We start from the raw sequence: 10,512 nt of genomic DNA, 5'->3' as shown, positions 1-10,512 counted from the left end.
ACTCCCCACACTCCCCACACTCCCCACACTCCCCCCCCCTTTCTAGTTTTTCTGGTGCGAAAAAAAAGAATTTCCCCGAAAACTTGACACGATCGCATCAAGTCGATATATTGGATGATTGTGGCATCAAAAAGTCAAAGAGGTCTATCTTGATGAAGATCAAGTATAACTATTGACTGACGCTCTTGTTTAGAGGAAATCCTTAATAGATCGTTTCATTGCGAGATACTGGGGCTTTTAGTTCCTAAGTCTTAGATGAAGTTACGCGATCGCCAAAAGCGATGTCATTAAACTAAGCAAAAAAATACTAACAATAATTTTTGTTAAATAATTTTTGTTTCCCGTACAGGATTTAAGTATTGGGAAACTTATGTGCTTGGGAGGATTGCACGACAGTCTCGAATTGTTTATCGAGATTAGAAGCGCTAACCACTGAGGTTGCGATTAATTTTGCGATCGCACCCCATAAATTTGTTCCCGTATTACACAGCGAACAAAAGATCAAATATTGTTTAGAGAGAGGTAGACCCGTGTCAGTGGGGATTCTTGGTACTAAACTCGGCATGACCCAAATATTTAACCAAGAAACGGGAATTTCCATCCCGGTCACGGTTATACAAGCAGGGCCTTGTACAGTTACTCAAATTAAAACAAAAGAAATCGACGGATATATTTCCGTTCAAATTGGTTACGACGAAGTTAAACCCAAAATCATCAATAAGCCTGAATTGGGACACTTAGCCAAATCTGGGGCATCTCCCCTACGCCATTTGAAAGAGTATCACGTCGATAATCCCGATTCCTACGAATTAGGACAAACCGTTAAAGCCGATATTTTTACCCCAGGTCAACTCGTTGATGTATCTGGAAAGAGCATTGGGAGAGGATTTTCAGGGTATCAAAAGCGCCACAATTTCCGACGAGGGCCCATGTCCCACGGTTCTAAAAACCACCGTGAACCAGGTTCCACAGGACCTGGAACTACCCCAGGACGGGTTTTCCCCGGTAAGAAAATGGCCGGACGTTATGGTGGCAAAAAAGTAACCGTCCGTAAACTGGAAATTGTCCAAGTTGATGCCGAAAGAAATCTTCTGCTGATCAAAGGTGCAATACCTGGAAAAACAGGAAATCTCCTCACTATTTCTCCCGCTAATATTGTCGGACAGAAAAAATAGATTAGTTAAGGGAATACATACCCAGACAACAAATAATCAACAACGAAAATGGTTACTCGCGCAGTTAAAAATTGGCAAGGAGAAGAGGTCGGAGAAGCGACCTTAGAACTCAAAGTTGCTAAAGAGGAAAATGCTTCTCATATCCTGCATCGCGCCGTCGTGCGGCAACTCGCTAACGCCCGTCAAGGCACAGCCTCCACTAAAACTCGCGCCGAAGTGCGCGGGGGGGGTCGCAAACCTTGGCGACAAAAAGGAACGGGACGCGCCCGTGCCGGTTCAATTCGCTCTCCCTTATGGCGAGGGGGTGGGGTTATCTTCGGACCCAAACCGAGAGATTATAGCCAAAAAATGAACCGCAAAGAGCGGAGATTAGCACTACGAACAGCTTTAACCAGCCGTGCTGAAGATTTAATCATAGTTGAAGACTTTGCCGAACAGATTTCTCGTCCCAAAACCAAAGAATTAGTCTCTGCCCTGCAACGTTGGGGCGTTGAAGAGACCCAAAAAGTTTTACTCATCCTCGGAGAGAAAAACGATAATGTTTACTTCTCCGGTCGTAACATTGAAAAAGTGAGAATGATTTTGGCGACAAACTTGAATGTTTACGACATCCTCAACGCCGATAAAATCGTAGCCACAAGTTCGGCGATCGCAAAAATCAAGGAGGTATACGGTGAAGACTAGAAGGTATAAAACCAGACAATACAACCCCAGAGACCTTGCGGATTTGATTCTTAAGCCTATCGTGACAGAAAAAGCAACGCTTTTACTCGAACAGAATAAATACGTTTTTGATGTCAAACCCAAAGCAACAAAACCGGAAATCAGGGCGGCGATCGAGAGTCTCTTTGCTGTTAAAGTCACCAAAGTGAATACCCATAATCCCTGCCGCAAGAAAAAAAGAGTTGGGAAATTTATGGGGTACAAAGCACTTTATAAGCGGGCGATCGTCACCCTAGCCGAAGGTGATGAAATTGTTCTCTTCCCAGAAGTTTAGAAGTTTAACTGTTAGCGGATAGCTGATAACTATTTAGCGATCGCCGTTTACCGATAGCCGTTCACTGATAACCAACCATTCACCGAAAAAAATGGGAATTCGTATCTTTCGACCAATGACACCTGGAACTCGACAAGCCAGCGTGTCAGACTTCTCCGAGATTACCAAAAGTAAACCGGAAAAATCTCTTACCAAATACAAACACCGCAAAAAAGGGCGTAATAATCGCGGGGTTATTACCTCTCGTCGTCGTGGAGGCGGACACAAACGCCTTTACCGCATCATTGATTTCCGTCGAGATAAGCGCAATATGAACGCTGAAGTGATTGCGATCGAATACGATCCCAACCGCAACGCTCGCATCGCCCTCGTTCAATATGAAGATGGGGAAAAGCGCTATATTATCTGCCCCGATAAATTACCCGTAGGGACCACCATCATGGCGGGTCCAGAAGCCCCCTTTGAAATTGGGAATGCCTTACCCTTAAGCAATATTCCCCTAGGTAGCGACGTTCATAATATAGAACTGCTTCCCGGTCGGGGCGGTCAAATCGTGCGTGCGGCGGGAACAGCCGCCCAATTAGTCGCCAAAGAAGGGAACTATGTCACCCTGCGCCTTCCTTCCAAAGAAGTGCGAATGGTGCGTAAAGAGTGCTACGCCACGATGGGGCGGGTAGGCAACTCCGAAGACCGAAATCTGAGCCTAGGGAAAGCTGGGCGATCGCGCCACCGCGGCCGCAGACCGAAAGTGCGAGGTAGTGCCATGAACCCAGTGGATCATCCCCACGGCGGCGGTGAGGGACGCGCTCCCATTGGTCGGAGCGGTCCTGTTACCCCTTGGGGAAAACCCACCTTGGGACTGAAAACCCGCAAGCGGAACAAGCCCAGCAGTCGTCTGATCGTCCGCCGACGCACTCAGAAATAAAAGTCACAACTTATAACTCAAACAATCTATGAGTCGTTCATTAAAAAAAGGTCCATTCATTGCCGATAGCCTGCTATCGAAAATTGAAAAAATGAATGCCAAAGGCGAAAAACGAGTCATTAAAACATGGTCTCGCGCCTCAACAGTTCTGCCTCAGATGGTCGGTCACACCATCGCCGTCCATAACGGCAGGCAGCACATTCCGGTTTACGTCAACGAGCAAATGGTCGGTCATAAACTTGGCGAATTTGCCCCCACTCGTACTTTCCGGGGTCATTCCAAAAGTGATAAAAAAGCCAGAAGATAAAGGGAAAAAACGATGGCAATCGATTTATCAGAAGAAGTCAAAGCAACAGCCCGCTATATCCGGATGTCCCCCCACAAAGTGCGACGGGTTCTGGATCAAATTCGCGGGCGCTCCTATCGAGAAGCCTTAATCATTCTCGAATTTATGCCCTATCGAGCCTGCGATCCAATCTTAAAAGCCCTGCGATCGGCTGCTGCCAACGCCGAACACAATAACGGCTACGATCGCACCAGCTTAGTCGTCAGTACCGCCTTCGCCGACATGGGACCCAAACTCAAGCGGTTTCGCCCCAGAGCGCAAGGCCGGGCCTATCAAATCCAAAAGCCGACTTGTCATATCACCATTGCCGTCGCACCGAAACTAGAAGCATAAGAGGACAAATTCGTGGGACAGAAGATTCATCCAACTGGTTTTCGCTTAGGAATTACCAAAGAGCATCGTTCTTGCTGGTATGCCGACAATAAGCGCTACCCAGAACTCCTCCAAGAAGATCGTAAAATTCGCACCTACGTTCAAGATAATCTCAGTAATGCGGGAATTTCTGACGTAAGAATCGAACGCAAAGCCGATCAAGTTGATTTAGAGATTCACACCGCCCGTCCAGGGGTCGTCGTCGGTCGCGGCGGTAGCGGTATTGAGTCTCTACGCACGGGTTTGCAAAACTTCCTTGGGGGAAATCGTCAAATTCGCGTCAACGTCATTGAAGTTTCTCGCGTAGATGCCGATGCCGTCCTAATTGGCGAATATATTGCCCAACAACTCGAACGGCGGGTTTCCTTCCGGCGAGTCGTCCGCCAAGCCATTCAACGGGCGCAACGGGCAGAAGTTAAGGGCATTAAAATTCAAGTTAGCGGTCGTCTCAACGGCGCAGAAATTGCCCGCACGGAATGGACACGGGAAGGTCGAGTTCCCCTCCATACCCTCAGAGCCGATGTTGACTATGCCTACCGTACTGCTAAAACCATCTACGGCATTTTAGGAATTAAAGTTTGGGTATTCAAAGGCGAAATCATCCCCGGTCAAGAGGATATTTCCCAAGAACCCCCGGCAACAACCCCTCGCCGTCAGCGTCGTCGCCAACAATTTGAAGATCGTTCGGAGTAGGTCATTGGTAATGAATTGGTAATCGGCTTGCTTCCAGTTACCCATTACCCATTACCCGTTACCCATTAACCATTAGCAAATCATGTTAAGTCCCAGAAGAACAAAATTTCGCAAACAGCAACGCGGACGAATGAGAGGGTTAGCCAAGGGAGGTACTACCTTTAACTTTGGTGATTATGCCCTGCAAGCCATTGAACCTTGCTGGATTACCTCTCGGCAAATCGAAGCCGCACGACGTGCCATGACCCGTTACATTCGTCGGGGTGGAAAAATTTGGATTTGTGTTTTCCCCGATAAACCCGTGACTATGCGTCCGGCAGAAACTCGCATGGGTTCTGGGAAAGGCTCTCCTGAATATTGGGTTGCTGTGGTTAAACCAGGACGGATCATGTTTGAAATGTCCGGGGTCTCAGAAGAAATTGCTCGAGAAGCCATGCGCCTCGCAGCCCAAAAACTGCCCATTAAAACCAAATTTATCATTCGTCCCCAAATTGACGAATGATGAGCAACTTAAAATTCATTCATCTTTCTAAATAATGGCTCTATCTAAAGTTGCAGATGCCAGAGAATTCAGTGATGAAGCACTGGCAGCAGAAATTCTTACCGCCAAACGAAAACTTTTTCAACTCCGTTTGGAAAAAGCAACAGGGCGGTTAGAAACGACCCATAATTTCAAACACACTCGGCGTTGGATCGCTCAACTCCTAACCGTTGAACGAGAACGAGAACTCGCAGCAGAGGAAGAATCTGTATCTGAGGAAACGCCATCGGAAACGCTATCTACTGAAGAAACTTCGACTGTAGATGCGATCGCCGAAACAGAACCCGTAACTGAAGAGGAGTAAATCAACTGTGGCAACAAAAGAACGAGTGGGTGTCGTGGTGAGCAACAAAATGGATAAAACCGTTGTGGTTGCCATTGAAAACCGCTCCCCTCATCTCAAATACGGAAAAATTCTCGTCAATACCAAGAAATATAAGGCTCACGACGAGGAGAATAAATGCAATGAAGGCGATCGCGTCCGCATTCGCGAAACTCGTCCTTTAAGTCGCACCAAGCGCTGGATGGTTGCCGAAATTCTGGAAAGCACTCAAAAATGAGCGATTGGCGTTGAATTGATAATTGATAATTGATAATTTTTCATTGAAAAACAGCCATGATTCAACAACAAACCTATCTCAATGTTGCCGATAATAGCGGCGCTCGCAAACTAATGTGTTTGCGGGTCTTGGGTGCCGGAAACCGAGATACTGGCGGCATCGGCGATCGCATTGTCGCTGTAGTCAAAGATGCCATTCCCAACCAAGGGGTGAAAAAGTCCGATATCGTGACGGCCGTAATCGTGCGAACCCGTCATGCAATCCGGCGATCGAGTGGCATGGTCATTCGCTTTGACGATAACGCTGCCGTTATTATCAACGCCGACGGCAATCCTAGAGGCACCCGCGTCTTCGGTCCCGTCGCCCGAGAACTGCGGGACAGAAACTACACCAAAATTGTCTCTCTCGCACCGGAGGTACTCTAAATGGCTAACCAAATCGCCACGAAAACCGGCTCTAAAGCCCCCAAACGTTACAAAATGCACGTCAAGACCGGGGATACCGTACAGGTCATTTCTGGACGAGATAAAGGAAAAGTCGGCGAAATCGTCAAAACTATTCCCAAATTAAGCAAAGTTGTCGTGCAAGGGGTCAACGTCAGGACAAAGCACGTCAAACCTCGTCAAGAAGGTGAATCGGGCAGAATTGAAACCTTTGAAGCCCCCATTCACAGTTCCAATGTCATGCTCTACTCCAGCAAAGAAAAAGTCGCCAGTCGCATTTCCTACACTTTTACGGAAGACGGACGCAAAGTCAGAATGCTCAAAAAAACTGGCGAAATCATCGATTAAATTTCGTTACTCATTACTCGTTACAGTCGTGGTACAACGCTTAAAAACTCTCTACCAAGAAACAATTGTTCCCAAATTAACGGAACAGTTCAATTACGAGAATATCCATCAAGTCCCCAAAGTGACCAAAGTATCGGTCAACCGAGGTTTAGGGGAAGCATCGCAAAATGCTAAAGCCCTCGAATCCTCCCTGGCTGAATTGGCAACCATTACCGGACAAAAACCTGTAGTGACGCGGGCAAAGCAGGCGATCGCCGGCTTTAAAATTCGCCAAGGAATGCCCGTCGGGATCATGGTGACATTGCGCCAAGAACGGATGTATGCCTTTCTCGATCGCCTGATCAACTTTTCCCTGCCTCGCATTCGCGACTTTCGCGGCGTGAGTCCCAAAAGTTTTGACGGACGGGGAAACTACAGCCTGGGGGTGCGGGAACAATTGATTTTTCCGGAAATTGATTACGACAGCATCGATCAAATTCGCGGCATGGATATTGCCATCATTACCACCGCCAACACAGACGAAGAAGGACGCGCCCTACTTAAAGAAATGGGAATGCCCTTCCGCAAACAATAGGGATAAACCGATACGAGCCGATTAAACGCTCGTCCCTAGGATTTGAACCCTAGGTTAAACCGCAAGGAGGAAAAAAGCACGCATGGCGTCCAACGACACGATCTCCGATATGCTAACTCGCATCCGCAATTCCGGTGCGGTTCGGCATCCAACCACCCACGTTCCCTCAACCAAAATGACCCGCAACATCGCTCGAGTCCTCAAATATGAAGGATTCATCGCGGAGTTTGAAGAAGTGGGAGAGGGAATCAGAAAAGAATTAGTTTTGTCCCTGAAATATACGGGCAAGAATCGCAAGCCCATTATTACGACCCTTAAGCGCGTCAGTAAACCCGGTTTACGGGTCTACAAAAATCGCAAAGAACTGCCTCGAGTTTTAGGAGGAATTGGCATTGCCATTATCTCCACCGATCGCGGCATTATGACCGATCGCGAAGCGCGGAAACAAGGGTTAGGTGGCGAAGTTCTTTGCTACGTCTGGTAGAAATTTTGCCAGCAACTTTCATTAGCAATGTCTCGAAGGTCTTGCTTGTTTGATAAGGAGTAATTGATTTATGTCTCGCATTGGCAAACGCCCGATAGAGATTCCCAAAGGCGTAACCGTGAATATTGAAGGGCGGCACGTCAGTGTTAAAGGTCCAAAAGGACAACTCGAACGCACCCTGCCAGAAACGTCGATAATCGCCCAAAACAACGGCATTATCGAAGTTCAACGCCAAAGTGACTCGAGAGTTGCCCGTCAGCGTCACGGTTTGTGCCGCACCTTGGTGGCCAATATGGTGGAAGGGGTATCTAAGGGTTACGAAAAACGCTTGAGTATTATTGGTATTGGCTATCGATCGCAAGTACAGGGAACCACCCTCGTGCTCAACGTCGGTTATAGCAAACCCGTCGAAATTGTTGCCTCAGAAGGCATTAAATTTGAGGTGGCCGAAAAAGGTCTTGAAGTGATTGTGAGTGGCATTAACAAAGAAATTGTTGGGAATGTCGCCGCCAAAATTCGAGCCGTGCGTCCTCCTGAAGTTTACAAAGGAAAAGGCATTCGTTATAAAGGCGAATACGTCAGACGGAAAGCAGGTAAGGCAGGGAAAAAATAAACTATGAAACTCACTCGAAAAGAATCTCTACAGCGTCGTCATCGGCGCTTGCGGAAAAAAATAAGCGGAACCGCCGATCGCCCTCGGTTGGCTGTTTTTCGCTCTAACAGTCACATCTACGTTCAGGCGATCGATGATGTCTCGCAAAATACAGTAGCGGCAGCTTCCACGGTTGATAAGGAATTAAAAGGTAAACTGGATTCCCAAGCGACTTGTGCAGCCTCCATCGCCGTTGGTAAATTAGTTGCCGATCGCCTACAAGCAAAAGGCATTAAAACCGTCGTCTTCGATCGCGGTGGAAATCTCTATCACGGTCGAGTCAAAGCTCTTGCTGATGCTGCCCGAGAAGCAGGACTAGAATTTTAAAAAGGCAATAGAGGGAATATTCATCCTTTAAAAATATGGCAAAGACTAACAAAAAGAAGAAAAATAACCGCACCAAGAAAGAAGAAGCCTTCCAAGAACGGGTGATTCAAATCCGTCGGGTTTCTAAAGTCGTCAAAGGCGGTAAAAAACTTAGCTTTCGGGCGATCGTTGTCGTTGGCAACGAAAAAGGTAAAGTTGGCGTAGGGGTTGGCAAAGCCGCCGATGTCATTGGAGCCGTCCGCAAAGGGGTTGCTGATGGGAAAAAGAAACTGATTGATGTTTCTCTTACCAAAGCTAACTCCATCGTTCATCCCACCAAGGGAGCAGCCGGAGGCGCAAAAGTGATGATGCGTCCAGCCGCCCCCGGTACAGGAGTAATTGCTGGGGGAGCCGTGCGTACTGTCCTTGAATTAGCAGGGGTGCAGAATATTCTCGCCAAACAACTCGGTTCTAATAACCCTCTCAACAACGCACGGGCTGCCGTTGATGCCTTAGAAACCTTGCGAACCTTTAAAGATGTGGCTCGAGAACGGGACATCTCCCTCGAACAACTCTTTGCTTAACGCGAGTTAACCAGTAACCAATCAGCAAAATTATGAGACTACACGATCTAAAACCCAAAAAAGGCTCAAAAACCCGCCCTCGTCGAGTAGGACGAGGCATTGCTGCCGGACAGGGGGCAAGTTGTGGTTTTGGGATGCGCGGACAAAAATCGCGATCGGGGACGGGAACAAAACCGGGATTTGAAGGGGGACAAATGCCCCTGTATCGCCGCGTTCCCAAGTTGAAACACTTTACGGTTATCAATCCCAAGCATTACACCATTGTTAATGTTCGCAGTCTAGCTGACCTTGCGGCCAATAGCGAAGTGACTTTGGAATCTCTCCTTGAAGTGGGAATTCTGACCCAAAACGACGGACCGTTAAAAATCCTCGGGGATGGGGAATTAAATGTCGCTCTTACCGTGAAAGCGGCTGCTTTGACTGCCAGTGCCAAAGAAAAAATTCAAGGGGCTGGAGGAACTTGGGAAATTGTTTAAATCCCCAAGTAAGTCAATATTTGGACTGTTTAAGAATCCCACGACAACTCATAAAAAGCAGTCGTGGGAGTATCAAGTAAGATAAAAATATATGCCATCAAAACACAATTTAACGATTGTATTTTCAAATTCAATGAGGTAAACCTTTATGGTTGTCAGCCGAGATAAAACACCAACGGCTCAAGAAACTTTTGCTCAAATGGCACAAGCAGCAGGCTTAAGAGGACGATTGCTCGTTACTCTAGGTCTGCTGATTTTGGTTCGCTTGGGCGTTTATATTCCTATTCCGGGCATCGATCGCGCTAAATTTTTGGAAGATATCGGCAATAGTCCCTTAATTGGCTTTTTAGATGTTTTCTCTGGAGGCGGTCTTTCCGCCTTGGGGATTTTTGCCTTGGGGATTTTGCCCTTTATTAATGCGTCGATTATCATGCAGCTTTTAACGGCTGCTCTGCCTTCTTTAGAAAACTTACAGAAAAACGAAGGAGAAGCGGGACGACGCAAAATTTCCCAAATTACTCGTTATGTAACGGTAGGTTGGGCGAGTCTGCAAAGTGTAATGTTAGCAACTTGGATTCAGAGTTTTGCTCTTGAACCAGGACCTGTATTTTTTGTGGAAACCGTGCTGGCTTTTACCGCAGGCTCTATGTTTGTGATGTGGGTATCGGAATTGATTACCGAACGCGGTATCGGTAATGGTGCTTCTTTATTGATTTTCGTCAATATTGTTGCTGTTCTGCCCACTATTTTAGGCAATACCATTGATGTTGCTCAACAAGGCGGACGAGAAGAGATTGCCAAGGTGATTATTCTTTTATTAGCCTTTTTGATGATGATCGTGGGGATTGTCTTTGTGCAAGAGGGTAGCCGACGCATTCCTATTATTTCTGCTCGTCGGCAAGTTGGACGCAGGTTGTATCGCGAACGCTCCAATTATTTGCCCTTACGTTTGAATCAAGGTGGGGTCATGCCGATTATTTTTGCATCGGCGATGCTCTTTTTGCCGGCTTCCTTGGCTCAGTTTACTCAAGGAAAA

19 protein-coding genes are annotated in these 10,512 nt (G+C 47.1%); all 19 read left to right on the top strand.

What is annotated here, in order from left to right; all coding sequences use genetic code 11:
• Positions 1-530 precede the first annotated feature (530 nt).
• The gene (rplC, locus tag VB714_RS13165; protein ID WP_323224846.1) at positions 531-1,175 is read left to right on the top strand and encodes a 50S ribosomal protein L3; all 645 of its coding nucleotides are present in this window, start codon (positions 531-533) and stop codon (positions 1,173-1,175) included.
• 48 nt (positions 1,176-1,223) lie between these two features.
• Complete coding sequence (gene rplD / locus VB714_RS13160) at positions 1,224-1,859, top strand: 50S ribosomal protein L4 (protein WP_323224844.1); 636 nt, start codon at positions 1,224-1,226, stop codon at positions 1,857-1,859.
• Positions 1,849-2,172: a 50S ribosomal protein L23 gene (locus VB714_RS13155; RefSeq protein ID WP_204104907.1), complete on the top strand. Its 324-nt coding sequence runs from the start codon at positions 1,849-1,851 to the stop codon at positions 2,170-2,172. Before rplD ends, VB714_RS13155 begins: the two co-directional genes overlap by 11 nt.
• 91 nt (positions 2,173-2,263) lie before the next feature.
• Positions 2,264-3,097 (top strand): 50S ribosomal protein L2, encoded by an 834-nt coding sequence (gene rplB / locus VB714_RS13150; RefSeq protein WP_204104906.1) that lies wholly within the window; start codon positions 2,264-2,266, stop codon positions 3,095-3,097.
• A 28-nt stretch (positions 3,098-3,125) separates the two neighbouring features.
• Complete coding sequence (gene rpsS, locus VB714_RS13145; protein WP_204104905.1) at positions 3,126-3,404, top strand: 30S ribosomal protein S19; 279 nt, start codon at positions 3,126-3,128, stop codon at positions 3,402-3,404.
• Positions 3,405-3,416: 12 nt separating this feature from the next.
• A complete protein-coding gene (gene rplV, locus VB714_RS13140) occupies positions 3,417-3,776 on the top strand; it encodes a 50S ribosomal protein L22 (protein WP_323224841.1) in 360 nt (119 codons plus the stop codon).
• A gap of 12 nt (positions 3,777-3,788) precedes the next feature.
• Positions 3,789-4,508, top strand: coding sequence for a 30S ribosomal protein S3 (gene rpsC / locus VB714_RS13135; RefSeq protein ID WP_204104903.1), 720 nt, complete (start codon positions 3,789-3,791; stop codon positions 4,506-4,508).
• Between the two features lie 82 nt (positions 4,509-4,590).
• A complete protein-coding gene (rplP, locus tag VB714_RS13130; protein WP_323224839.1) occupies positions 4,591-5,010 on the top strand; it encodes a 50S ribosomal protein L16 in 420 nt (139 codons plus the stop codon).
• Between the two features lie 34 nt (positions 5,011-5,044).
• Positions 5,045-5,353 (top strand): 50S ribosomal protein L29, encoded by a 309-nt coding sequence (gene rpmC / locus VB714_RS13125; RefSeq protein ID WP_323224837.1) that lies wholly within the window; start codon positions 5,045-5,047, stop codon positions 5,351-5,353.
• A gap of 7 nt (positions 5,354-5,360) precedes the next feature.
• Positions 5,361-5,609: a 30S ribosomal protein S17 gene (gene rpsQ / locus VB714_RS13120; protein WP_323224834.1), complete on the top strand. Its 249-nt coding sequence runs from the start codon at positions 5,361-5,363 to the stop codon at positions 5,607-5,609.
• Between the two features lie 56 nt (positions 5,610-5,665).
• Positions 5,666-6,034, top strand: a complete 369-nt coding sequence (gene rplN / locus VB714_RS13115; RefSeq protein WP_323224832.1) for a 50S ribosomal protein L14 — start codon at positions 5,666-5,668, stop codon at positions 6,032-6,034.
• The gene (gene rplX, locus VB714_RS13110) at positions 6,035-6,400 is read left to right on the top strand and encodes a 50S ribosomal protein L24 (RefSeq protein WP_348539908.1); all 366 of its coding nucleotides are present in this window, start codon (positions 6,035-6,037) and stop codon (positions 6,398-6,400) included.
• Between the two features lie 28 nt (positions 6,401-6,428).
• Positions 6,429-6,974 carry a 50S ribosomal protein L5 gene (gene rplE, locus VB714_RS13105; protein WP_323224830.1) on the top strand — a complete coding sequence of 182 codons (546 nt, stop codon included), beginning with the start codon at positions 6,429-6,431 and terminating at the stop codon, positions 6,972-6,974.
• An 82-nt stretch (positions 6,975-7,056) separates the two neighbouring features.
• Entirely contained in the window at positions 7,057-7,458 is a 402-nt protein-coding gene (rpsH, locus tag VB714_RS13100; RefSeq protein WP_323224828.1) for a 30S ribosomal protein S8, read from the top strand.
• 70 nt (positions 7,459-7,528) lie between these two features.
• Positions 7,529-8,071, top strand: a complete 543-nt coding sequence (gene rplF, locus VB714_RS13095) for a 50S ribosomal protein L6 (protein ID WP_323224826.1) — start codon at positions 7,529-7,531, stop codon at positions 8,069-8,071.
• 3 nt (positions 8,072-8,074) lie between these two features.
• Complete coding sequence (gene rplR, locus VB714_RS13090) at positions 8,075-8,437, top strand: 50S ribosomal protein L18 (RefSeq protein ID WP_204104895.1); 363 nt, start codon at positions 8,075-8,077, stop codon at positions 8,435-8,437.
• 35 nt (positions 8,438-8,472) lie between these two features.
• Positions 8,473-9,000, top strand: coding sequence for a 30S ribosomal protein S5 (gene rpsE / locus VB714_RS13085; protein ID WP_323224823.1), 528 nt, complete (start codon positions 8,473-8,475; stop codon positions 8,998-9,000).
• 32 nt (positions 9,001-9,032) lie between these two features.
• Positions 9,033-9,476: a 50S ribosomal protein L15 gene (gene rplO, locus VB714_RS13080; protein ID WP_204104893.1), complete on the top strand. Its 444-nt coding sequence runs from the start codon at positions 9,033-9,035 to the stop codon at positions 9,474-9,476.
• Between the two features lie 148 nt (positions 9,477-9,624).
• Positions 9,625-10,512: preprotein translocase subunit SecY (gene secY, locus VB714_RS13075; protein WP_323224821.1), on the top strand; the 888-nt coding region annotated here is incomplete at its 3' end.

The sequence above is a fragment of the Spirulina sp. 06S082 genome, from assembly GCF_034932145.1.
In the GTDB taxonomy this organism is placed as follows: domain Bacteria; phylum Cyanobacteriota; class Cyanobacteriia; order Cyanobacteriales; family Spirulinaceae; genus CCY15215.
The sequence above is the reverse complement of the archived record's forward strand: the minus strand, read 5'-3'. Positions and strand labels throughout refer to the sequence as shown.